The sequence below is a fragment of the Bradyrhizobium sp. ORS 111 genome, assembly GCF_045571485.1.
In the GTDB taxonomy this organism is placed as follows: domain Bacteria; phylum Pseudomonadota; class Alphaproteobacteria; order Rhizobiales; family Xanthobacteraceae; genus Bradyrhizobium.
In genome coordinates, this window is the sequence record NZ_CP120701.1 from 3,528,621 (window position 1) to 3,551,730 (window position 23,110).

At 64.4% G+C, this 23,110-nt stretch carries 24 protein-coding genes and 1 tRNA gene; 11 read left to right on the plus strand and 14 right to left on the minus strand.

Features of this window, described 5'->3' with window-relative positions:
• Window positions 1–63 precede the first annotated feature (63 nt).
• Window positions 64–921 carry a LysR family transcriptional regulator gene (locus P6U30_RS16315; protein ID WP_407169945.1) on the minus strand — a complete coding sequence of 286 codons (858 nt, stop codon included), beginning with the start codon at window positions 919–921 and terminating at the stop codon, window positions 64–66.
• A 109-nt stretch (window positions 922–1,030) separates the two neighbouring features.
• Here P6U30_RS16315 and P6U30_RS16320 point away from each other — a divergent pair, with 109 nt between their 5' ends.
• A complete protein-coding gene (locus tag P6U30_RS16320) occupies window positions 1,031–1,456 on the plus strand; it encodes a 4-oxalocrotonate tautomerase family protein (RefSeq protein ID WP_407169946.1) in 426 nt (141 codons plus the stop codon).
• A gap of 3 nt (window positions 1,457–1,459) precedes the next feature.
• On the opposite strand, the gene lipB is transcribed toward P6U30_RS16320, so the two are convergent.
• Window positions 1,460–2,188 (minus strand): lipoyl(octanoyl) transferase LipB, encoded by a 729-nt coding sequence (gene lipB, locus P6U30_RS16325; protein ID WP_407169947.1) that lies wholly within the window; start codon window positions 2,186–2,188, stop codon window positions 1,460–1,462.
• Between the two features lie 60 nt (window positions 2,189–2,248).
• On the opposite strand from lipB, the gene P6U30_RS16330 reads away from it, so the two are divergent.
• The 3 genes from P6U30_RS16330 (at window position 2,249) to P6U30_RS16340 (ending at window position 3,255) form a co-directional block, all read left to right on the plus strand.
• Window positions 2,249–2,491 carry a FliM/FliN family flagellar motor switch protein gene (locus P6U30_RS16330; RefSeq protein ID WP_066505938.1) on the plus strand — a complete coding sequence of 81 codons (243 nt, stop codon included), beginning with the start codon at window positions 2,249–2,251 and terminating at the stop codon, window positions 2,489–2,491.
• A gap of 98 nt (window positions 2,492–2,589) precedes the next feature.
• Window positions 2,590–2,674, plus strand: a tRNA-Leu gene (locus P6U30_RS16335).
• Window positions 2,675–2,880: 206 nt separating this feature from the next.
• Window positions 2,881–3,255, plus strand: a complete 375-nt coding sequence (locus tag P6U30_RS16340) for a hypothetical protein (RefSeq protein ID WP_407169948.1) — start codon at window positions 2,881–2,883, stop codon at window positions 3,253–3,255.
• A gap of 1 nt (window position 3,256) precedes the next feature.
• On the opposite strand, the gene P6U30_RS16345 is transcribed toward P6U30_RS16340, so the two are convergent.
• Both P6U30_RS16345 and P6U30_RS16350 read right to left on the minus strand, forming a co-directional pair.
• Entirely contained in the window at window positions 3,257–4,588 is a 1,332-nt protein-coding gene (locus tag P6U30_RS16345; RefSeq protein WP_407169949.1) for a polysaccharide deacetylase family protein, read from the minus strand.
• Window positions 4,589–4,683: 95 nt separating this feature from the next.
• Window positions 4,684–5,502 carry a polysaccharide deacetylase family protein gene (locus P6U30_RS16350; RefSeq protein WP_407169950.1) on the minus strand — a complete coding sequence of 273 codons (819 nt, stop codon included), beginning with the start codon at window positions 5,500–5,502 and terminating at the stop codon, window positions 4,684–4,686.
• Between the two features lie 79 nt (window positions 5,503–5,581).
• Here P6U30_RS16350 and mgtE point away from each other — a divergent pair, with 79 nt between their 5' ends.
• On the plus strand, window positions 5,582–7,003 hold the full coding sequence (mgtE, locus tag P6U30_RS16355; protein WP_407169951.1) for a magnesium transporter: 1,422 nt from the start codon (window positions 5,582–5,584) through the stop codon (window positions 7,001–7,003).
• 117 nt (window positions 7,004–7,120) lie between these two features.
• Window positions 7,121–7,438 (plus strand): helix-turn-helix domain-containing protein, encoded by a 318-nt coding sequence (locus P6U30_RS16360; protein ID WP_407169952.1) that lies wholly within the window; start codon window positions 7,121–7,123, stop codon window positions 7,436–7,438.
• 426 nt (window positions 7,439–7,864) lie between these two features.
• Here P6U30_RS16360 and P6U30_RS16365 read toward each other — a convergent pair whose 3' ends face one another.
• From P6U30_RS16365 to P6U30_RS16410, 10 genes are all read right to left on the minus strand, one after another.
• Entirely contained in the window at window positions 7,865–9,337 is a 1,473-nt protein-coding gene (locus P6U30_RS16365) for a tetratricopeptide repeat protein (protein WP_407169953.1), read from the minus strand.
• Window positions 9,338–9,490: 153 nt separating this feature from the next.
• The gene (locus P6U30_RS16370) at window positions 9,491–10,279 is read right to left on the minus strand and encodes a hypothetical protein (protein ID WP_407169954.1); all 789 of its coding nucleotides are present in this window, start codon (window positions 10,277–10,279) and stop codon (window positions 9,491–9,493) included.
• Window positions 10,280–10,303: 24 nt separating this feature from the next.
• Window positions 10,304–11,305 carry a YncE family protein gene (locus P6U30_RS16375; RefSeq protein ID WP_407169955.1) on the minus strand — a complete coding sequence of 334 codons (1,002 nt, stop codon included), beginning with the start codon at window positions 11,303–11,305 and terminating at the stop codon, window positions 10,304–10,306.
• Window positions 11,306–11,324: 19 nt separating this feature from the next.
• Window positions 11,325–12,506 (minus strand): chromate efflux transporter, encoded by a 1,182-nt coding sequence (chrA, locus tag P6U30_RS16380; RefSeq protein ID WP_407169956.1) that lies wholly within the window; start codon window positions 12,504–12,506, stop codon window positions 11,325–11,327.
• A 391-nt stretch (window positions 12,507–12,897) separates the two neighbouring features.
• Window positions 12,898–13,503 carry a c-type cytochrome gene (locus P6U30_RS16385; RefSeq protein ID WP_407169957.1) on the minus strand — a complete coding sequence of 202 codons (606 nt, stop codon included), beginning with the start codon at window positions 13,501–13,503 and terminating at the stop codon, window positions 12,898–12,900.
• Between the two features lie 103 nt (window positions 13,504–13,606).
• A complete protein-coding gene (locus P6U30_RS16390) occupies window positions 13,607–14,551 on the minus strand; it encodes a DUF1259 domain-containing protein (protein WP_407169958.1) in 945 nt (314 codons plus the stop codon).
• A 67-nt stretch (window positions 14,552–14,618) separates the two neighbouring features.
• Complete coding sequence (locus tag P6U30_RS16395) at window positions 14,619–14,954, minus strand: hypothetical protein (protein ID WP_407169959.1); 336 nt, start codon at window positions 14,952–14,954, stop codon at window positions 14,619–14,621.
• A gap of 51 nt (window positions 14,955–15,005) precedes the next feature.
• Window positions 15,006–15,239, minus strand: coding sequence for a PepSY domain-containing protein (locus P6U30_RS16400; RefSeq protein ID WP_407169960.1), 234 nt, complete (start codon window positions 15,237–15,239; stop codon window positions 15,006–15,008).
• 113 nt (window positions 15,240–15,352) lie between these two features.
• Window positions 15,353–16,174, minus strand: a complete 822-nt coding sequence (locus P6U30_RS16405; RefSeq protein WP_407169961.1) for a chromate resistance protein ChrB domain-containing protein — start codon at window positions 16,172–16,174, stop codon at window positions 15,353–15,355.
• A gap of 205 nt (window positions 16,175–16,379) precedes the next feature.
• Window positions 16,380–17,564, minus strand: a complete 1,185-nt coding sequence (locus tag P6U30_RS16410) for an MFS transporter (RefSeq protein ID WP_407169962.1) — start codon at window positions 17,562–17,564, stop codon at window positions 16,380–16,382.
• Window positions 17,565–17,977: 413 nt separating this feature from the next.
• On the opposite strand from P6U30_RS16410, the gene P6U30_RS16415 reads away from it, so the two are divergent.
• Genes P6U30_RS16415 through hydA form a run of 5 tightly spaced genes read left to right on the plus strand, consistent with a single transcriptional unit; the run spans window position 17,978 to window position 23,098 of the window.
• A complete protein-coding gene (locus P6U30_RS16415; protein WP_407169963.1) occupies window positions 17,978–19,282 on the plus strand; it encodes an MFS transporter in 1,305 nt (434 codons plus the stop codon).
• Between the two features lie 52 nt (window positions 19,283–19,334).
• The gene (locus P6U30_RS16420; RefSeq protein ID WP_407169964.1) at window positions 19,335–20,105 is read left to right on the plus strand and encodes an aspartate/glutamate racemase family protein; all 771 of its coding nucleotides are present in this window, start codon (window positions 19,335–19,337) and stop codon (window positions 20,103–20,105) included.
• 22 nt (window positions 20,106–20,127) lie between these two features.
• Entirely contained in the window at window positions 20,128–20,925 is a 798-nt protein-coding gene (locus P6U30_RS16425; RefSeq protein ID WP_407169965.1) for a GntR family transcriptional regulator, read from the plus strand.
• The gene (locus tag P6U30_RS16430) at window positions 20,922–21,686 is read left to right on the plus strand and encodes an aspartate/glutamate racemase family protein (protein WP_407169966.1); all 765 of its coding nucleotides are present in this window, start codon (window positions 20,922–20,924) and stop codon (window positions 21,684–21,686) included. Before P6U30_RS16425 ends, P6U30_RS16430 begins: the two co-directional genes overlap by 4 nt.
• Entirely contained in the window at window positions 21,686–23,098 is a 1,413-nt protein-coding gene (gene hydA / locus P6U30_RS16435) for a dihydropyrimidinase (protein WP_407169967.1), read from the plus strand. The genes P6U30_RS16430 and hydA overlap by 1 nt, the downstream gene beginning before the upstream one ends.
• Window positions 23,099–23,110: the final 12 nt, after the last annotated feature.

A 23,110-nucleotide genomic window follows, 5' to 3' on the forward strand; every position in this document is an offset into this window, starting at 1 on the left:
GTGGACCGGGCTGAGTTCGAAGGCCCGGCGTGCGGCGTGCTCGAGGTGACCTTGTGAGTTGTGTCACGCCGCGGCGGCGACGCTTCGAAATGTCGCCGCCAATGTCCGCAAGGCGGCCAGCTTCGCCGGGTCGCTGACTTTCGAATACAGCATCACCTTTGATCCGGCGAGACGCGGCAGCTTGTGTGCGGGGCCGACATCGATCAGGCCCGCCGGCGCGATACGCCGGGCGAGCGGTGCGACGGCAAGGCCCGCGAGCGCAGCGGCCGCGACGGCCGTGACGCCGCCGCCGATGAAGCTTTCGGTCCAATCGATGCCGGCCTTGTCGAGCGCGCGAACGGCGAGGGCGCGGACGCCGCAGGGCGGTGCCAGTGTTGCAAGCGGCAGCGCATCGCCGCGCGGCCACACGAAGCGCTTGGTCGCGAACCAGCCGAACTCGTCATCGGCCAGCTTCTCGCCGCCGCGCCGGCTGCCTTCCTGGCGCACGATCACTGCGTCGAATTCGCCGGCATCGTAGGCGTCGAGCATGCTGCGCGAGAAGCCGATGGTCACGGCAAGTGCGAGCTGCGAGGCCATGGCATGCAGCCGTTCCAGCAGCGGCACCAGCTCGGGGCCGGTGGCATGGTCGCTGATCCCGAGCGTGAGTTGCTGGCGTGCCGGCGCCTCGCCCGACAGCGCGCGGTCATGCGCCTCGATCAGCGCGCGGGCGTTCGGCAGGAAGGCCGAGCCGTCCGCTGTCAGCCGCACCGCGCGCGGTGAGCGCTCGACCAGACGTTTGCCGAGCACCGTTTCGAGCCGCTGCAATTTCATGCTGATCGCGGCCTGCGTGGTGCCGAGCGCCTCGGCGGCGCGGGTGAAGCCTTGCAGCTCGGCGACGAGAAGGAAGGCCCGCACGGTGTCGATGTCAAGGGTCATCATCAATAATCTTTATCATTGTTACTGGCATAGATAAGATACCAACATGATGCGGAAAGGTCTAGCTGGAAGAGGCGCGGTTCACGCGCGCCAAGGGAATTCAAGGAGACCTGTCATGCCCCTCATCACAGTTACCTACGCCACCACTCGCCAGTCGCCGACGCTCAAGTCCGACATTGCTGCCGCGGTGTCGGAGCTCACCGCCAAGATCCTGCACAAGGACCCCAAGGTCACCGCGATCATCGTCAAGGCGGCCGACGCCGCCGATTGGTTCGCCGGCGGCAAGTCGCTCGCCGCGCAGGGGCTCGCGAGCTACTGGCTCGACATCCATGTCACCGAAGGCACCAACACCAAGGATGAGAAGGCGGCCTATCTCGCCGCCCTGTTCAAGCGGATGGGCGAATTGCTCGGCCCGCTCCACACCGAGAGCTACGCCCATGTCGATGAAGTGAAGGGCGACGCCTATGGCTTCGGCGGCCTGACCCAGGAGCGGCGCTACATCGCCGGCAAGCTCGAGGTCGCGCCGCAGAAGGCGGCCTAGGTCCTACACCGTTGCTTCCGGCAGGCGCGCTTCGGCGTCGCCGAACACCTCGGCAAAAGCCTGCCGGAGCGCGATGTCGACATCGGCCAGAGTCACGGGCAGCCCGAGGTCGACCAGCGAGGTGACGCCATAGCGCGGATCGACCACGCCGCAGGGCACGATCGCCTGGAAATGGGAGAGGTCGGGCTCGACGTTGACGGCGATGCCATGTAACGAGACCCAGCGGCGCAGCCGGACGCCGATCGCGGCGATCTTGTCCTCGTGTCCCGGCCCCTTGTCCGGGCGGCGGACCCAGACGCCGACGCGGTCCTCGCGGCGCTCGCCGCGGACGTTGAAGGCCGCGAGCGTGCGGATGATCCATTCCTCCAGCGAAGCGACATAGGCGCGCACGTCGGGCCGGCGCTGCTTCAGGTCGAGCATCACATAGGCGACCCGCTGGCCGGGGCCGTGATAGGTCACCTGACCGCCGCGGCCGCTCTGGAAGATCGGAAACCGCGGCGTGAGCAGGTCGCCGGCCTTGCCGCTGGTCCCGGATGTGTAGAGCGGAGGGTGCTCCAGCAGCCACACCAGCTCCGACGCGGTCCGTTCGGCAATCGCGGCCACCCGGGCGTCCATGGCGCGAAGAGAATCGGGGTAGGGCACCGGGGCGTCCGAAATCCGCCATTCGACCGCACCGCTGCCGGCCGGCAGGGCAAAGGTCGTCAAATCAAGGCTTTGGCGGTCGTTAACCATTGGCTAACCCTAACATGGTCAGGTGAACCCACAATTTAGTTCCAGTTCGGCGGTTCAGAAGTGGCTACCCTCGATAAAGTCAGCGTCGACCTCATGGTGGTGCTCGGCACGACGACCATGCCCATCCACCAGGTGATGCGGCTATCCCGCGGTGCCATCATCGAACTGGACGCCACCGAGGCCGACGAGGTCAAGATCCTCGCCAACAACCTTCCGGTGGCCAGCGGCGTCGTTTTGGTCGACCGCAACCGGATTGCGGTCGAGGTCAAGCAGATGCTGCCGAAATCCCCCGATGTTCGGTAGTTAATTCATTCACGAACTGCCTTGTCCCTGCATCCGTGATTTGTTACATGGCGCCGTCGATCCGGCGGCGCCCTAGGGGTTCCATCCGGCATCCCAAAGCGCTCGTGGCGGAATTGGTAGACGCGCTGCCTTGAGGTGGCAGTGGGTAACACCGTGGGGGTTCGAGTCCCTCCGAGCGCACCATCACTCCCAATACAATTTGGCCTTGCCTGGCCGCTTTCCCGACCGGAATACGCCGTACCCGGCTGGTTTTGGGCCGGCGGGGCTGGTCGATACCTTTTCCGTAATACCGGTCGCGTAGAGTTGCGGATGTATGGCCCCGCGCTGCCGGCCGGCCTGATTGATTCTCCCGATCGCGGGCCGCAAGCCAGCTTCACCCGGAGCGCCTGATGACGTTTCTGAGCTATGCCTACCGTATCCTCTCCAATTTCGTATTTCTGGGACTGGTCTACTTCAGTTTGAACTTCCTCGAGAAGTACGAGCAGCGCGCCACCGTCGCGATCCTGATGCTGGTCTATGCGGCGATGCATGCGTTCTCGGCCTTGCGCTCCTTCTATTTCTTCCAGCGCGTCGAGCGGCTGGAGGGCGAGACGCGGCGGCTGGCTTCGGCAACCGGCGAGGGGCCCAATGCCGCGGCGTCGCGCAAGCAGATCATCGGCGACGTCACGGTGCTCAGGCATGCCGGCGAGATCAAGGCCTATATCGATCTGTTCTTCCTGGCGCTGGTGATCCTGCTCTGCATCGCCAAGATCGTAACCAACTAATTTAGTCCGCCACGCGCTTGACGGTCGCCGTCGCTTCTGCGCGCGGCGACCGCTTCCGCAGGTTGGCGAGATCGATCGGGTTGCCTTGCTGCGCCGGAGCGTTGGCACGCTGCGCGGGAAGTGCACCTTTGCCGCGCGCCGCGCCGGGCGCCTGATGCACGGCCTGTCTGGGATGCTTCGCCTGGCGCGCGGACCAGGCCTGTGTCGCGGGGCGGTGGGGACGGGCAGCGAGCAGCGTCAGGCGTCGCGCTTCCGGAATCCGAAACACGCTCGCCGCAGGAATCGGAAGCGTGGAGAGGGAGGCCGTCTGCGCAAGCTGCGGCTGCGGCCACTGCGTCCGGCTCAGCCAGACGACATGGGCACGCTGCGCGTGATCGAGGATCTCGGCGTCGTGCCAGTCCGCGTCGGAAAATGCCGGCGCCGGCAGCGTCTTTGTCGCGGTGAAGACGAAATTCGGGATCGCCGGCCAGCGCGAGATCGCCACCGTCTCGGTCGGCGGGTGCAGGTACCATTGTTGCGGCTGGGTCGGCGTTGCCGGCCGGTCCGGTGTCGCGGGCACGACGTGGACGATGCGGTAGCCGCGCGCCTTCAGCTCGCTCAGGATTCGCGGCAGCGCCGCGACGGTGCGCGGCTGAATGTCGTGCAGCAGCAGGATGCCTCGGCCCATGGCCTCGATCCGCTGTATGGCGAGGTCGTACACCCGCTGCGGCGAGATGTGCCGCCAGTCGTCGGCCGGGAAGTCGGCGCTCCAGACCTGGATGCCTTGCGAGGCCAGATAGTCCTCCACGGCCGCGGCGCGCATCAAGCCGGGAATCCGGAAGAACGGCGCCAGCTTGCTCTTGTCGCCGTTGAGTGCGGCGAGCGTCGAGGCGATGCCGTCGTCGATTTCCTGCCTGGCCTTGTCGACCGGCATCTTGTTCATGGTCAGCGGATGGTTCTGGCTGTGCGTGCCGACGGTGTGCCCGGCCGCAATGAGCTTGCGCACGCCCTCCGGGTTGGCCCTGGCCTGGCTGCCGATGGTGAAGAACGTCGCCTTGACGCATTGGCTGGCGAGGATGGCCAGGATCTGGTTGCTGTACTTCGGCAGCGGTCCGTCGTCGAAGGTCAGCACCACCTCGTGATCGGCGAGCGGTAATGTCTCCGGATACTGCATGGTGCCGATCCGCGGATGCTCCCTGGGATCGACGACGAGGGTGCGGGAGGTGCCGAGCGCGTTGGGGTTACCCGGACAGTCCGCCGCAAGCGCGGCCTGCACCATGAAGCAGCCCAGCAACGCTGCGCCGGCAGCGATCGATGATCGCTTGCGGAGCCTCACCAGGACATTCGTAACCATTGAACCTCGGCCGCATTCCAATCGAACGGAGAATCCTTAGCGGCGGCGCCATGAATGCTGCCTTAACGATTTGTAATCCTGCCTCAGCGTCCGGTTCAATGTGTCTGTGCGGAAACGGTTTTCGCCGCGGTCGGAACGATGTGGACCACGCGATAATTGTGCTCGCGCAGGTACCGCAAGAAGGCCGGTAGCATGTCCGCCGTTTGCTGCCTGGGGTCGTGGAGCAATAGTATTCCCTTGCGGACCGTTTCCAGCCGCCCCGTGAGCAATTTCAGCTCCTCTTCGGGCGTCATTTTGTTCCAGTCGCTGGCCCAGAAATCCGCCCCGAACACCGCGATACCGCGCTTTTCGAGCCGGTCCAGCAGGTGAGGCGTCGATTCGAAGTAGGGAAACCGGAAGAACGGTGTGGTCGGTGTTGTGCTCGACGTTCCGTGCAGCGCCTTTTCCACCGCTGAGATACCGCTGTCGATATTGGCCTCGGCCGCATCCGGTGCGAGCTTGTTGAGGTGGGGATGGTCCCAGGTGTGATAGCCGATGGTGTGGCCGAGCCGCGCGATTTTGCGCACCAGCTCGGGATGATCGGCGGCGCCGCGGCCGACCATGAAGAAGGTGGCGTGCACGCACTCGGCTGACAGCGCCGCCAGCACCTTGTCGGTGAGCCCCGGAGTCGGCCCGTCGTCGAAGGTGAGAACGATCTCGTGGTCTTCGAGCGGCAAGGTCTGCGGAAAACTCTTCAGCCCCACACGCGGATAGGTCGCAGGATCGACCTCCAGCACCCGCGAGGTTCCCAGTGCATCCTTGTTCGGGCAGTCGGCGCGCGCGGGTGCGGCCAGGACGACCGGCGCAACCGCGATCGCAACGAGGATTGCCAAGATATTTGGGAGTAATCGCGGTCCGATGAACATATTTCTCATTGCGGAGGCCGTTGCCGATTAGGTAATCCGTTCCCGCATTACCGTGTTTTCCACTCCTGTCAAACCGGTGAGTTACGGCATGGCCGAGAAAATCGACGTGGCCGCACCGGCCGAGACGGTTGTCCTTGACCGCATGCCGATGCGGGACGGAGAGGGGCGCCTTCGCCACGAATTCGTCGAGGAGATCACGCGGGCGATCCAAGCCGCCGACCGGCCGTTGCTGTGCGGGGTGGTGGCGGAACTGCACAAGGCCGATCTCGGCGACTTGATCGCGGCCCTCGAGCCGGCGGACCGTGTCACGCTGGTCGAGATCACCGGCACGGATTTCGACTTTTCCGCCCTGAACGAGGTCGATGAGGCCGTCCGTGAGGAGATCCTCGAGGAACTCAAACCGGAGACCGTTGCGGAGGGCGTCCGCGAGCTGGAATCCGACGACGCGGTCGAGCTCCTGGAAGGGCTCGACGAGGAGGACCAGGAAGAGATCCTGGAGAAGCTGCCGCCCGCCGAGCGCGAGGATATCGAGCGCAGCCTGCTGTATCCGGAGAATTCCGCCGGGCGCCGGATGCAGACCGAGTTCATCTCGGTGCCGCCGACCTGGTCCGTCGGACAGGCGATCGATCATCTCAGCGAGACGCCCGACCTGCCGGACCGCTTCTACGAAATCTATGTGGTCGATGCCAACCGGCACTGGCTCGGCGCCGTCTCGCTGGACGTGCTGTTGCGTGCGCGTCGCCTCCTGCCGATCACCCACGTGATCGAAGAAGACCGTCGCCGCATCTCGGCGCTTGAGGACCAGGAAGAGGTCGCGCGGATATTCGGCAAGTACAATCTGATTGCGGCTCCCGTGGTCGACACCACCGATCGTCTGGTCGGCGTGATCACCATCGACGACGTGGTCGACATGATCGAGGAGGAGGCCGACGAAGACCTCAAGGCGCTCGGCGGCGTCACCCATCCCGAAGAGCTGTCGGACTCGGTCTGGACCATCGCCCGCGGCCGCTTCAACTGGCTGCTGGTCAATCTCGCAACCGCCTTCCTGGCGTCGTCGGTGCTCGGCCTGTTCGAGGGCCAGCTCGAGAAGATGGTGGCGCTCGCGGTGCTGGCGCCGATCGTGGCAAGCCAGGGCGGCAACGCCGCGACCCAGACCATGACCGTCGCGGTGCGCGCGCTCGCCACCCGCGAGCTCGGGTCCTTTAACGCGCTGCGCGTGGTGCTGCGCGAGACCATGGTCGGGCTCGTCAATGGCATCGCCTTCGCCATCATCACCGGCGTTGCCGCGGTGGCCTGGTTCAAGATCCCCGGCCTCGGCATGGTGATCGGACTTGCGATCATCTGCAATCTCGTCGCCGGCGCGCTCGGCGGCATCCTGATCCCGATGGTGCTGGAGCGGGTGCGCGCCGATCCCGCGGTGGCCTCGGGCACGTTTGTCACGACCGTCACCGATGTCGTCGGCTTCTTCTCCTTCCTCGGCATCGCCACGTTGTGGTTCGGCCTGAAATAGCCGGGTGTTGTCACGCGATGCAGCCCCGGGACGTGCGGCAGGCAGAGGCTCGCTTATCGTTAATCGAGCCTTAATCGCCATCACCGATGATGCCCCCATTCCCAAGAGGGGGACACCATGCAGCGCTTGCGGCTCAAGGCGGACGGACGGATCGTCGAATTGCGCGACGGGAAGGAAATCCCGCTCGCCCCGCAGCCGCCCATCGCGGCGGCACCGTCCGTGGCGTCGCGACCGGCCGTGCGCGACCTGCGCCGCCGGGCCCAGCTCACCCAGCTTGAATTCGCCGCCAAGCTCGGCGTCCCCGTGGAAACCATCCGGAACTGGGAGCAGGGCAAGCGCGCGCCGCGCGGTCCCGCCCGCGCGCTGCTCGCCGTGATCGCCCATTCGCCCGAAACCGTGTTCGCGGCGCTGTCGAACGAGCCGACGCCGGCTTGAGCGGGGGGAGGCGTGGCGCTCGCCGTTGCCGCGACCTCGATGTCGTCGCCCGGCTTGACCGGGCGATCCAGTATCCCAGAGACGGCAGGGCTTGAGCCGTGAGGCCGCGGCGTACTAGACGGCCCGCCTGCGCAGGCCATGACGACTGAGAGGATGTGCATCCACGCTCTCGCGACATGTTTCGTCCGAGCTTTGCGTTTCGTTCCGCCCTCTCCTTTATAGAGGGCGCAGGGAAAGCCGGGTGCCGAGCGCACCCATAGGCCCTGAGCATCGAGTGGCGGCGCAGTATGTCGCGAATGGCCACGAAACGACATGTCGATGGCGACCATGCTCCTCAGCGTAGCCATCCACACGGTCACGCTGTTTCCCGCTGCAAGTACTGTTACGGCGCAAACATCCTTCAAGCAATGAAGCGATCCTGTCGCCTCATTGCTCGCGAACGCCAGCCTTTCTCAGGCCATCGAGGATGCCGTCGAACTCCCGACGAAACTGCGGATTGCTCGAAAGGCCGTAACCGAATTGCTGGAGCCAATGCACCGTGAAGTCCGGTCGGATTGCATTCAATTCGCCCAACATGTTCTGGGCCATTTCCAGTTGACCTATGGTCCCGTAAGCCGAAACCATATCCACATAGGGCCAGATCGACTTGTTCAGGTCGATCGAACGCCTACAGTCCTCAAGGGCTTCGTTATATTCGCGTAGATGCGTGTGAGCATGACAGCGGAAGAACTGCCAAAGGCCAGTGGACGGATCCCTGGGACTCAGCCGCAGAGCGATCTGAACCGGAGAGAACGCCTCTCGCGCACGTCCCACCAAGATAAGTGCGCCTCCCTTTTGTCCATATGCGATCGGCGAATTAGGATCGATTTCCAAAGCGGCGTCGTATTCGGCTAACGCCCCTTCGGGATTTCCATATTGCAGGATGTTTCCCCTGATAACATGCGCGCTTGCGGTTGCTGGGCGTTTTGCAAGAACTTGGTCAATGAGGGTGGTTGCGATCTTCTTGTCCTCCACCACGGACGTTGACCATCCGCTGAGTACGCGACCGGCGAGGCAGGACGCTTTCCCGAGCGTTGCGTCAAGATTATCCGGATCGAGGCGCAGCGCGCTGTCGAACAGCTCCTCCGCCTGTGCGTTCGTTACCTTGGTCCGCGGTTCATAGAGCTTCGCCCAGCCGCGCATGCTGAAATCAACAGCATCTGGATTCCTTGACTTGTCCATTTGGCCGCGCCGGCTTTCGGCCGCGACGAGTTGAACGTTGAGAGAGCGGGCGAGCCGCGCCGTGACCCGCTCCTGCAGGACTGCAAGATTCGATCGATCACCGTCAAAGCGGTCCGACCAGACATCGCGGGCAGTTGACAGGTCGACAAGTGACACATTCAAACGAACCTGATCTCCGGCCCGCTGCACCGCGCCCTGTACGGCCCAGCGAATGCCAAGGTCCTTGCCGAGCGTCTTAAGGTCGACCTGCTTGCCCTTATAGGTAAACGCTGTCCCACGCCCGATCACAAACGCGCCGGGCATTTGCGCAATATCGGTCGTCAGGTCCGTCGCAATACCGTCAGCGAAATAATCCTGCTCCGGATCGTTGTTGAGGTTCGCAAATGGCAGCACGACAAGCGATAGGCGAGGAACGATGTCGGGCCGAGCCGTAGCCTCTCTCTGTGTCTTTTGCCCTTCCTCCAAAACGTCGGTGCGGACCGTCTTCCAGACATTCCAGTAACCAACGAGCCCGCCGGCCACCGCACCGACGGCTGCAACCGAGGCCAGCGCCCCGCCGACAGACCGCAAGCGTGCCCAAAGCCGGCGTTTGAAATTGCGGTCTGATGGTGCTTTCTCCGGCGGATCACTTGGAGGCGCCGGTTCCTCTGATGGCTCGTTGACCTCGGAGTTCGTCACCTCCGCCTCCCGGCCCCGGAGTTGAAATCGCGTCCAAGAAGATAGCAGATTTCGGAGCTTAAGGTCGGTCAAGAATGCTTACTAAAATTCGCCCAACTTTGCGTGCTGAGGCTTTGCCGCGTCGGGCAACACAATGATCGACGTCGTGTCGCATCAATGGGTGGCTCGTCCGTCAAGAACCCGGAGTGGGAAGCCAAACGTCAGTCCCGCACGGATTTCGTCGACAGGGTGCCCATTCGTGAAGGCCCGCCGAAACGCAACGTCGAAGCTCAGATTGTCGCGAACCTGCCAGATCAGGCCGACCAGGGCCGATATCGTTTCCTCCTTCCTGAACTCATTCTCGTAGAACACTTCCGCGACCGGCCTGACCGTCCATTTCGACGGTCCTTCGAGGATGGCACCGATGAAGACATCGCCGTGATGATCGCGGGTGAGTACGGTCTCGGCGTTGAGGTGGATCGTTCCCCAATCCCAGCGTTGTGAGACAATGCCCGCGAGGCTCGCGCCGACGCCGGACATTCCGGTGCTGTCCGGGAGAAGCACGCCGAACTCGGTGGCAATGCTTGGTCCGGTCTTGTCCTGCAAGCTTCCAGGCACGATGACGTGTTTGAGAAACGCCCCCGCCGCCGTCAGGCTCGTGGGCCCGGAAGGCGAGAGCGGGGTTTCGCCCTGGCCCTCGAAGACGGCCTCCCAGTTCTCGCTCAGACCGTAGTTGAAGACTGTGGCGGGCGCGACGAGCGTCGTGCCCTCCACATCATGCCGACGTCCGGCGGGCTGCAGTTCGATCTCGACTTCGCCGGGAGCGGCGACGGCGGCATCGGTGCCGTCGAAGGGGCGATAGGCCCGCGCGGGAGCAGACCATATCGTCAAGCCCAGAATGATCGCCGGGCCCGATATCAGTAGCTTGTGAAGACGTCCGTGGCACTGGCTGGGTGTGAACATGCGCGTACCTCACGGCCACGAGCCTTAAGGGAGCGGGCGGAATATCCAGATCGCGGCCGGCTCGTTGGACGTTGCCCGTGCGGCGACGAGCAAACGATCAAGCTCCGGCGCGAAGAACGACGTGCGTGCGCCGCGGGCGGTGGGGATGCGGCTCAGCCGGCGATAGACGGCGCCGTCGATCGCAAACACATCGACAAAGCCCGCCCCGCAACTGGCGTAGACCCGGTTGCGCTGTCGGTCGACGAAGAGGTCGTCGATATCGCCGCAAGTTTCGACGCTCGCAATCCGCTTTCCATCGGCCATGGCGAAAACGGAGAGTTCGGGCGGACTGCGGAAGGCCACCAGGATTCGCTTGCGATCGCGATCGATGGCCATCGCGAAGTTGCCGCCCTTGTCCATCGGCCAGCTCGCCAGCGCTTTTCCGGACGCGCCATCGACCACCGCGACCGCGTGGGCATCCGGCAGGTTGACGAAGATGCGCCGGCCGTCGGGATCGAGCTGAAAGCTCTCGGGATGCGCCCTCAGGCGGACATTCTCGGTCCTGTTGCGCGTCGCTGCGTCGAGGACCGCGAGACCCCCATCTCCGTAACCGATGACGACACGCTTGGCGGCCGCATCGATGCGAATGTTGTCGGCGTCGCTGCCGAGCTCAACGCCTCCTGCCGCTTCGTAGGTTTCTCCCTTGAAGAACTTCAGCGATCCGTCCCGCGCATTGGCAACAAAAAGCGTGTCGCTGGATGGCTCGTAGCCGACGCCTTGCGGCTCCTTCAGCCCGGTGATTCTCTGGATCACGCTCCTCCTTCCCAAATCCACGATGCTGACGGTGTCGTTGCCAAGTTCAGCCACGATGAGCCGTTGCCGGTCTGGGTCGACCGCCATGTGGTCGATGCGACCGCGCACGTCGCCCAACGAGATCTTGGCCTCGAGCTGCAGGACGCTGTCTCCCGACTGCGCCAAGGCGGGAGCGCCGGCCAAAATGGCGATGCATGCCGATGCCGCTGATATCCTCCGAAACGGATATGTCATCACGTCCCCCTACGTCCGGTCAGTGAACCATCACCCAGGTCGGTTGCAGCCATGGATACGCGATCAGACCGACAACGGCGGTCGCAGCGATCAGAAGCGGATTGCTGACCTTCCAGCGGAACAGGACGGCGAGCGAGATCGCGCCGACCAGCACTGTCAGCCAGTCGCCGATCGCGATCTTGCCGAGCAGGATGCACGCGCCGAGAATGGTTCCAATCGCGGCCGCATAGGCACCTTTGACGAATCCCTGAACATTCGCGTTTTCGCGATGCCGGGCCAGTAGCGGCGCAACGATCAGCACCAATAGGAACGAGGGCAGGAAGATGCCCACCGTGGAGACCAGCGAGCCCCAAAAACCAGCCACAAGGTAGCCGACAAAGGTCGCGGTAATCACCACTGGCCCCGGACTGATCATGCCGATCGCCACCGCAATAAGGAATTGCCGTTCGTCGAGCCAATTGTATTGCTGCACCAGCCCCTGCTCGAGAAACGGCACAATGACGAGACCGCTGCCGAATGTCAGCGCGCCGGCCTTGAGGAAGAACAGCAGAAGCTTGAAGAGCGTGGAGCCGGTGACCGTCGGCGCGATGGGACCTGCGGCGGCCGGCACGACCAGGATTCCCGGCAGGGTCGTGGGCGTGCGCGTGAACAGGCTGCCATAGTAGAGAATGCCGACGATTCCGGCGCCGATGAACAGCAGCGCGACTTCGGCCTGGAGAATAACGGTAATGGCCAGGCAGACTGCCGCGATCGCCCATTGCAGCCAGTCCTCCATGCCCAGCTTGGCGAGCCGGTAGCAGGAGTGCAGGATCAGCGCGATGACCGCAGGGCTGACGCCGTAGAAGATCGCCGTGACCGGCTGGAGATCGCCGAGATGGACGTAGAGGGCTCCCAATGCAGCCACGATTACAAAATTGGGAAGGATGAAGCACCATCCACCGACCCAGGCTCCCCAGAAGCCGCCGCGAAGCCAGGAGATGTAGATGCCGACCTGGATTGCCAGCGGTCCGGGAAGCGATTGGCAGATCGCAATCGATTCCCTCATCTGATCCTTGGTCAGCCACTTCTTGCCATCGACCAGTTCGCGCTCCATCTGCCCGACGAGCGCGACCGGCCCGCCGAAGCCGAGAAAGCCGAGCCGCAGGAAATAGCGGGCCACTTCGGTCAGACGGTTGTGTTGCGAGATTGTGGGCGTGATCACGGCAGAAACTCCCCAGACGGAATCTCGTGTCTCACGGCGGACAGGCGATGCCTTGACGAAGGCCGCCTCGCGAAAGCCCAAATCCCGCTAGCCGCCGCAGCATCCTGAAGCGCACAGCCGAAGGCGTCGATCAACGAGCGTGGACGATGTTTGAAAGATTGTCGGAAGGGAGCAGACATGCAGCGTCCTCGTGAAAAGTTGGACGCGATTCTTGGGCATGTCGCCTCGCGGGGAGATCGCTTCCCCGTGAGACTTTAGTAACGGCAACAGGACGAAATTGTCAACGCCGCAGGAGCCGGATGCAAGCAGACTTATCGAGGAGTTCGACGCGGATATGCCGACGCGTGGACGCAAGCCCGCGCGCGCAGTGGATCGCTACGCCAGGCATGGATCAAAGGCGCGAAAGGTAGTGCGCGAGCGCCGTGATGGCGTCGTCGCTCAGCGGATAAGCAACGTCCGCCATGGCGGCCACGCCGCCTCCGGTTCGGGCACCCGCCTTGTAGTCGTGGAGCGCCTTGACGATGTATTCTTCTCGCTGGCCCGCGATACGGGCCGCAGCCTTGTTTCCGGAGTAGTTATCGCCGTGGCACGCCGCGCATCGCCCGGCGGCTGCGGCCTGTTTGCCGGCCTCGGTCAACTCCGGATGATCGTCCGGCGCCTTGGCCGTGGAAGAATCGGGCGTCTTGAGCGAGGCAAAATAGGCGCCGAGGTCGCGGACGTCCTCATTGCTGAGCTGCTCGGCGATCGGCGCCATCGTCTCGTTCTTGCGCGCGCCGCTGCGGAAGAAGATCAACTGCCATTGCAGGAAGAGGTCGGGCTGCGAGGCGAGCGAGGGGACATTCTCCATCGTCGAGATGCCGTTGTTGCCATGGCAGGTCGCGCACGCCTCGGCTTTGGCTTTCCCGTTGTCGGCATCTGCGGCAGCCGAGCCGACACCGGCCGCGATCGCGCAGGCTGCAAAGGCAAGTCGCAGCGGGAGAGCGAGAGGCCGGGCCATCGATCGTCGCAATCGTTCGAACGGCCGTTCTGCCACTGAATTCATCAGCACTGTCCTACTGAGCGTCATCCTGAACGTCATCGCAGGTCGGGTGGCAATGGAGTCAACTCTTCGAGCTCGCGGTCTTGTCGAGGGCGGCCCGCAAGCCCTTGGCAAGTTTGACGGCGTCGTCGTTGGCCCAGAAATGCATGAAGAACAGGCGCGGCTGCTCGTCCAGCATGTGACTGTGCAGCGCGGTGACATCGATGCCATGCGTGCGCAGCGCCATGATGACTGGGTTGACCTCCTCGCTCGTCAGCACGAAATCGCCGGTGATCGCTGCCTTGCCTGCGCCGGTCGGCTGAAAGTTGATGCCGATGGCGAGGCCGAGCGGTGCGCCGGGGCTCAACGGCATCCCTTCCTGGGAAATCGGATCGCGGCGCGGAACATTGAACTGATAGACGCCGCCGGTAGCCTTGCCCTTGACGCCGATGATCTGATCGAGCTGGGCAGTGTCGAGATCCACCGCCGGTGGAGGCGTAGCCGGCGCCGTGGCCTTGAGCGGCGTCTTGCTTTCGGCGAGTCCATCGCGGATCGCCGTGGCGATCTTGATCGGGTCGCCGTGGCCGGCAATATGCATGTAGAAGGTCGACGGGCTCGCGCGGAGCAGGTGGTTGTGCACGGCGGTGATCTGCAGGCCGCTTGCGATCATCTTCATCATGACCGGGTTGATCTCGGATTCGAGCAGCACCAGGTCACCCATCGCCATGACGCCATCGTGGGCGGGCTTGAACGCGACCCAGCCTCCGAGCGCCAGCGCCGGTTTGATGGTCACGCCATCAAGAGTCACCGTGAGATCGCTCCGCGGAAAGCCGTAGCGATGCACATCGTCCGTGACGGCCGGCTTCCGGCCCAGCGTCTCATCGACCTTCTGCCAGTCGATGCTCTGTGCATGCGCGGTCGAGACAAATGGCTCCGCGAAGACCTGCCAGTCGATCGTCTGGGCGTTCGCGCCGGCGGCGGCGCAACAGGCACCGATTCCAATCAGCGCCGGGATGATGTTTCGCATGGTCACGCTCCTTGAACGGATGTCACGGTCGCTTCAGTTCGCTTGCGGCGATGCAAGCTCCCTCGCTCTATTCCTTCGAAAGGCCCACGATCGTCGGCGCGCCAGAGATGTCCTGCACCGAGATTTCCACGGGGTCGCCGAAGCGGACGGCATTGAACAGCAGGCCGTCCTGCACCTTGAATGGCTCCGCCTTGTCAGGGGACAGGCGGATCCGGATGGTGTCGTTGCGTTCGTCGACGCTATCGACGATGCCGTGCAATTTCTCGGTCGGTGGCGGACTGACAGTCGCGACCTGAGCCAACGCAACGACCGAGTCCTGGTTCCCGCCGGCGTCGACTGCCGCCGCTAGTGCCGTGCAGGGCCACAGGGCAGCCGCGCAGAGGGCCACCGTCGATCTCATCATGGTCGTTCACTCCGTCATGTTGATGTCGATTGCTTCGAGACGCGTGACGTCTCAATTGCGTTCCTTGACTTGACCACTGCTGTCGATCACCAGACGGACCTCCTTGCCGTTCTTGGTCGCCCTGGCGGTCGTGCCTTCGGCCGTCGACTTGATGTCGGTCACATCAGCGTAGCCGGCGGCTTTGAGCTTCGCGACCAATTCGTCCTGCGTCAGGGCAGAAGCGGGCGCGGCTGCGCCCGCAATTGCCAAGGCGAGAAGCAGGTGAGCGAGCCGTCGTGTCTGCATGGTCGTTCTCCTGGTCGTATCCCGCCCCAGGTTTCGAGATGCGCGGCTCCTTCGTCAGACGACGCCCGCGAGATGCTGCACGACGTTCGTGATGTGGAACGTCGGGAGGTCGGTCATGGCTTCACCTTGTTGGTCGGCCAGTTGTGCGTCTCCTTGGTCGCGTCGCGGCACCAGCGATAGAAGGCGTCGTAAAGCAGCAGACCGGCGCTCAACTGCTCGAGATCGTCGTCGAACATCCGCGACAGGCCAAGCGAGGCGGCGAGCAATCCGGGCGCCTCCGGCGAGAGATCGAGCCGTGCGGTGTCAGCCGCGCGCACCATCGTTGCAAGCCGTTCCAGCGCCGGAGTGGAGAGGCCGAACTCCTTCACCATGATGTCGAAGGTGCAGAGCTCGCCCCGGTGGCTCCAGAACACATTCTCGATATCGAACGGCGTGGCCTCGAACCGTTCGGCCACGGCCTCGACTTCGGAGGAGGTGACGTACAGGAACACGGCGGCCGGATCGACGAAGCGGCGGATCAGCCACGGGCAGGCGATCCGATCGATCTTCGGCCGCGATCGCGTGACCCAGACCGTGCGGCCGCGCCCGTCACGCTTCGGAATTCTCTCTGCCGGCACGGTCGGAAGTTCCGCTGCCCGCCAGCCGAGATGTCCGCCTTCGAGTATTTCCGCTGAAACGCCACTGCACCGGAGCCAGGCTGCGGTGCCTTCGGCGAGCTTCTCACCCTTGTGGCAGACGACGACCACGGACTGGCCGGTCATTCGCGAGGCCCAGTCCTGAACGTCGAGATGCGACCGGCGCGCCGCGCCGGGTATCAGTCGTGGATCGGCGGCGAAATCCTCGTCGGTTCGAACGTCGATGAGGGTCGGCGCGTTTACCGTGCCGATCAGCCGCGAAAGCTTTTCCGATGAGATGGAGGTGTAAGATAATGACATGCTGCGTCCTTGGTGATCTGGACGCGATTCTTGGGCATGTCGCCTCGCGGGGAGATCGCATGTCCCCGTACCCGAATAGAAAACCCTGTCGTCCGCGCTGTCAACCTCGGCGGCGCCCGGCGACGTCAACGAATTGCGAAGCTGGTATGACAGGGCCGCTTGCCGTTTCGGTGGAACCGGCGCGTCGCGTTTGCCGGCCGCGGCCTCAACGCGCTCGCATTCGGCGCGCCGCGATCGCGATCGGTACGATGGCCAGCAGTTGAGCTATCACCGCGATCGCGACAGTTGCTGCGGTGGAGACGTCGTAGAGGGCGCCAAGTGCCGCGCTGCCGACGAACCAGGCCACGCCGAATATCGCTCCGAACACGCCATACGCCGACCCCAGCCGCTGCTGTGCGACCATCTGCGCGACTGCAGCCTGCATCACCGATTCATGAGCGCCCAGTCCGATGCCCCACAGCAGCGCACCGATCAGCGATAGCGTGAAGCCGCCGAAGAACGCCAGCGGTGCGTAGGCAGCGACCAGGACTGTCACCGGTACGAGAACGAGCATGCCGAGCCGGTCGAACAGCTTGCCGATGATCAGCGACCCGAGCCCGCCTGCGCCCATCGCCAGCGCATAGAAAACGGCTATCCAATCATTCGCAACGATCTGGCTCCTGCTGAAGTGAAACGAGATCAGCGAGAAATCGGCAAAGCCGAAGCCGACGAGACCGGCTCCCAGGCAGTACCACCAATAGGCCGGCGGATAGCGGCCGACCTGCGAGGTCTGCGGTTCCCGCTCGATGCGGCCGGCATTCGGAAAGTTGGCGCGCGCACCGAAGACCAGACACAGCGTGATCGCGGCGGGCAGCGCGAGCAATGCGAATGCGAGGTGGAAATCTCCCCTCCAGGCGAGCAGGCCCGCGACGGCCAAGGGGCCGATCAGCGCGCCGAACTGGTCCATCGCTTCGTTGACGCCGAACGCCCAGCCGCGGCCCATCTGCTTGCCGGCCTGGGCGAGCATGACGTCGCGCGGCGGGTTTCGTGTCGCCCGGCCGATCCGCTCCAGCAGGATGAGCAGGACGGCCACCGGCCAGCTTCCACTCAAGGCGAGCGCGGGCACCGAAACCATTTGCAGGACATAGCCGCCGAGCGTGATCGGCCAATAGAGGCGGCTGCGATCCGCCCAGCGTCCCGAGACCAGGCGGAGCGCGTAACCGAGAAACTCGCCAAAGCCGGTGACGGCACCGACGATGAAGCCGCTTGCACCGAGCATTCCCAGAAAAGGACCGGTGACACTGCGCGCGCCTTCATACGTCATGTCGGCAAACAGGTTGACCGCACCGAACAGAAGAACGAACGAGACGCCGGATCTGGCCGACCAATTCGGCTGCGCTTGCGTGGGCACTGATTGTTCCGTTCATCGCGTGCAATGGACCTGATGTCCATCGAGGCAATGGCGGGAGCGCTCGATCGGTCCGCATCGATGCTTTCAAAGCAGGTTGGACGATCGAATTTCCGCGTACTGCCGCGGCGCTGACCCGTTTCGACGTGAGACCAGGACGTGTTGAGCGGGCCGCCTGCGAGCGAAATCAGGCAGCGTTTGCCTAAACCCGCATCATCGGCCTGATCAAACATCGCGCAGACAAAGAATATTCGTATATAATATCAATAAGATAATAGATATTGTATGCAGAATGCAAAATGTGCTTGTCGTTTCGTGCTGTCTGCAACAGACTTCACCGGGGCAGGGCAGGCGGATGACCTTCAATGGCGAACGGTCACGCGAGGAAAAACCAAGCCGCTGACAGGGGGTGAGCAATGAGCGAACAGGTTTCCACCATCGCGATCGCAGACGCGGCGAAACCGACCGGCGTGCGCTGGAAGATCTTCCTGCTGATGCTGTTCCTGATCTCGATCAACTACATCGATCGCGCCTCGCTCTCGGTCGCGATGCCGCTGATCGCTAAGGAGTTCGACATCGATCCGGCGATGCAGGGCCTGATCCTGAGTTCGTTCTTCTGGACCTATGCGCTGATGCAGGTGCCGGGCGGCATGCTCGCCGATCGCTTCAAGCCGCGCATCGTGATTGCGTCCGCAACGCTGCTGTGGGGCGCGTTCCAGGCGCTCGCGGCGCTGTCGACGAGCTGGTTCCTGTTGCTCCTGACCCGGCTCGGCCTCGGCGCGTCGGAAGCGCCGATCTATCCGGCCGGCGGCAAGCTCAACGCGATCTGGATGACGCAGACCGAGCGCGGGCGCGGTGCCACCTTGCTCGACGGCGGCGCGCCGCTCGGCGCCGCGCTCGGAGCGATCGTGATCGCGTGGCTGATCGCAGCGTTCGATTCCTGGCGGATGGCCTTCGTCATCGCGGGCGTGGGCACGATGCTGTGCGGCCTATGGGCCTGGCACTACATCCGCAACGAGCCGCGGCAGCACCCGTCCGTCAACGAAGCCGAGGCGCGCTATCTCGAGGAGGCACATGCGATCGAGGACGCGGCGACGCCGCCGTCGGCGGGAGGAAGCTGGATGGCCTATTTCCGCTTCCGCTCGGTGTGGTGCATGTGCCTGGGCTGGATGTTCTTCAACACCACCTTCTATGGGCTCCTGACCTGGATGCCGAACTACCTGTACAAGGTGCACGGTTTCGACATCAAAGTGCTCGGCGGCGCCTCGTTCATTATCTTCTTCGCAGGCTTCGTCGGCGAGCTGGTCGGCGGCTGGGTCGGCGATGGCTGGCGCGCCCGCGGCGGGGCGCCGAACACGGTGTTCCGCACGCTGTTCGGCATCGCCGCGATCATGGCCACGGTCTCGATCTTCCTCGTGGCCTATGTCTCCAATCCGGTCGCGGTCGTGGTGCTGCTGTCGACGACGCTGTTCTTCCTGCGCTGGTGCGGCATGTACTGGGCTATTCCGTCGGCGCTCGCGGGCCGCGGCAAGTCCGGCTTCCTCGGCGGCTGCATGAATCTCGGCGGCAACATCGCTGGCGTCACGACACCGCTGATCGTCGGCTTCATCGTGCAGGCGACCGGCTCCTATTTCCTGGCGCTGATGTATTTCGCCGCCGCCGGCATTGCGCTGTTGATCTGCTCGACCCTGATCGACTACAGCCGCAAGCTACCAGTCTAGAACGGATGCGGCCGGGCCTGTTCAAGGCCCGGCCCGTTGATGAGGCCAGTGAATGACACGTCCCGTCCGGCTCGGCATGCTGACGCCGTCCTCGAACACCGCGCTCGAGCCGATCACCTGTGCGATGCTGGCCGGCATCGATGACGTGTCGGCGCATTTCTCACGCTTCAAGGTGACGGAGATCGCGCTGTCCGAAGCAGCGCTCCGCCAGTTCGACGCCAGCGAGATCCTGCGCGCCGCCGAATTGCTGGCGCATGCCAAGGTCGATGTGATCGCCTGGAACGGCACCTCGGCAAGCTGGCTCGGCTTCGATCGTGACGAGAGCCTGTGCGAGCAGATCACGGCTTCGACCGGGATCACGGCCTGCACCACGGTGCTCGCCTATCGCGACCTGTTGCGGCGGATCGGCGCAAGCCGCATCGGGCTGGTGACGCCCTATCGCAGGGATGTCCAGGACAGGATCATCGCCAACTGGAATTCGGAGGGGCTGCATTGCTTTGCCGAGCGGCATCTCTCCCTGCAGGACAATTTCTCCTTTGCCGAGGTCAGCGAGGCCGATGTGGCAAAGCTGATCGAGGAGGTGGTGCGCGAGGGCTGCGATGCCGCGGTGGTGCTGTGCACCAACATGCGGGGCGCCGGCGCCGCCGCGCGGCTGGAACAGCAGTTCGGCGTTCCCGTGCTCGATTCGATTGCGGTGACGCTGTGGGCGTGCCTTGTCGCGAGCGGCTACGATCCGTCGCGCATTGACGGCTGGGGCAGCCTGTTCTCAAACCCCGATCTGCGGGCGGCGGCCGCCACCGGCGCGGCGTCGAGAGCCCGATAGCGGATAGCGGTGAAGGCAAAACGTGACTGAAACCAAGACGACCAGGCGCAAGAAGGATGCGAAGCGGCCGCAGCCGATGACGGCGCTGCAACGGCGGCGCTTGCGCGTGCCGCGGGTCGGACTGCACGAGCAGGCGGCGGTGCGGCTACGCACCATGATCGTGCGCGGCGAGCTCGCGCCGGGACAATCGCTGGGAGAGGCCGATCTATCCGATGCGCTCGGGATTTCGCGCACGCCGCTGCGAGAGGCGCTGAAGCAATTGGCGAGCGAAGGCCTGGTCGAGCTGCGCCTCAACCACAGCGCCGTGGTCGCCCCGTTCCGCCGCGCCGAGCTGACCGAGCTGTTCGAGGCCGTCAGTGGCATCGAACGCTGTGCCGCCGAGCTCGCGGCGCTGCGCATGGAGCCGGCCGACATGGAGCGGCTCGCGGCGCTGCAGGACAAGATCGAGTGGCACCACGGCCGCGCCGAGCTGCGCGAGTATTTCCAGACCAACCAGCAGATCCATTCGATGATCGTCGGCTTCGCCCGCAATGCGGTGCTGAAGGCAACCCACGAGGCGCTGCTGGCGCGGGCCGAGCGCGCGCGCTTCTTCGCGCTGTCGGTGCTCGGCCGCTGGGAGGAATCGGTGCGCGAGCACCAGGAGATCTTGGCCGCGCTCAAGGAGCGCGATGCCTCCCGCGCGGGACAATTGCTGGCTCACCATGTGCGTCGTACCGGCGAGATTGTCGTCGCGACGCTGGACGGCAAGGCGGGTGACGCCGAGGCGCCGGAAGCATCGGAAAAGCCACGTGGCCGCAAGATGAGGAAAGTTGCGCAATGAGGGTCCTGCTGCTCAATCCCAACACGACGGCGGCCGTAACGGATCTGCTCCATGCCGCCGGCAGCAAGGCGGCCTCGGCCGGCACCGAGCTCGTGCCCGCCACCGCGCCGCGCGGCGTGCCCTATATCGCGACCCGCGCCGAGGCCCAGATCGGCGGCGCGATCGCGCTCGAAATGCTCGCGGAAGCCGGCTCCGGTTTCGATGCCGCCATCATCGCCGCATTCGGCGATCCCGGCCTGTTCGGCGCCCGCGAACTGTTTGCATTTCCGGTCGTGGGCCTCGCCGAAGCCGCGATGCTGACCGCTTGCATGGTGGGCCGGCGGTTCTCCATCGTGACCTTTGCCGGGGCGTTGGCGCCCTGGTACGAGGAATGCGTCGCGATGCATGGTCTCGCTTCGCGCTGCGCCGGAATCCGCACGCTCGACGGCGCGTTCCGGTCGATCTCGGACGTCCAGGCCGAGAAGGAAGATCTGCTGGTCGCGCTGGCCAACCGTGCGGTCGAAGAGGACAATGCCGATGTCGTCATCTTGTCCGGCGCGCCGCTGGCCGGGCTTGCAGTCAGGGTCCGCGATCGCATTCCGGTGCCGGTGATCGATCCCGTTGCGGCCGCCGTGCGCCAGGCGGAAACGCTCGCCGTCCTCAAGCCACGCAAGGCGATCGCCGGCACCTTCCGTCGTCCCGACCCGAAGCCGACGCTCGGGCTGGCGGAGCCGCTCGCCGCCGTCATCGAACATCGCACACCGAAGCAGGGAGCCCGCTGATGTCCTTCGACACCATCATCCGCGGCGGCACTGTGGTCACCGCCGCCGACACCTTCGCCTGCGACGTCGGAATCCGCGACGGCAAGATCGCGGCACTTGGACATGATCTCGGCAACGCGTCCGCGATCATCGATGCGACCGACCGGCTGGTGCTGCCCGGCGGCATCGACAGTCATGTCCACTTTGCCCAGCCGTCGGGGGAGGGGATCGTGATGGCCGACGGCTTTGCCAGCGGCACGCGCTCCGCGGCGTTTGGCGGCAACACCACCGTGCTGCCGTTTTGCCTGCAGGAGAAGGGACAGACGCTGCGCGAGGCGCTCAAGGCCTACCACGCGCTCGCCGCAGGCCAATGTCACGTCGACGTCGCCTTTCATCTCATCGTCACCGACCCGACCGAGCATGTGCTGGGCCAAGAGCTGCCGGCGCTGGTGGAGGACGGCTATACTTCGCTGAAGGTCTTCATGACCTATGAAGGCCTGGCGCTGTCGGATCGCGAACTGCTCGAGACCATGTCGGTCGCGCGCGAGACCGGTGCCATGCTGATGGTGCATGCGGAAAACTACGATGCCATCCGCTTCCTCACCGACCGCCTGGAACGCGCCGGCAACACCGCGCCGCGCTTTCACGCCACTTCGCGGCCGATCCCTGTCGAGCGCGAAGCCACTCACCGCGCCATCTCGCTGTCCGAGCTCGTCGACGTACCGATCATGATCGTGCACGTCTCGAACCGCGAATCGATGGAGGAAATCCGCCGCGCCCAGCAGCGTGGACTGCGGGTGATGGGCGAGACCTGTCCGCAATATCTCGTTCTGACCGAGAGGGATCTCGATCAGCTCAACATGGAAGGCGCGAAATACGTCTGCTCGCCGCCGCCGCGCGATGTCGCGAGCCAAAAGGCGTGCTGGGATGGGCTGCAGCAGAAGGTGTTCTCGGTGTTCTCGTCGGATCACTGCCCGTTCCGCTACGACGATCCGCAGGGCAAACTGGCGCCGAAGGGGCGCACCAGCTTCCGCTGGGTGCCGAACGGAATTCCGGGCGTGGCGACGCGGCTGCCGATCCTGTTTTCGGAAGGCGTGGTGAAAGGCCGTATCGACCTGAACAGCTTTGTCGCCTTCAGCGCGACCAATCATGCCAAGATCTATGGCCTTTATCCGCGCAAGGGCACGATCGCAGTCGGCTCCGACGCCGATATCGCGCTATGGGATCCGACGCGCAAGATGACCATCCGTCACGAACTGATCCATGACGGCTCGGACTATACGCCCTATGAAGGGCTCGAGGTGACCGGTTGGCCGGTTCTGACCATGGTGCGCGGCAAGGTCGTCGTCGATGACGGTGAGCTTGTCGGCAGCAAGGATCACGGCATGTACCTGCCGCGCGCCAAGCCACGATCGGGAGCCGGCCTCTCGTAACACGCGAACCAG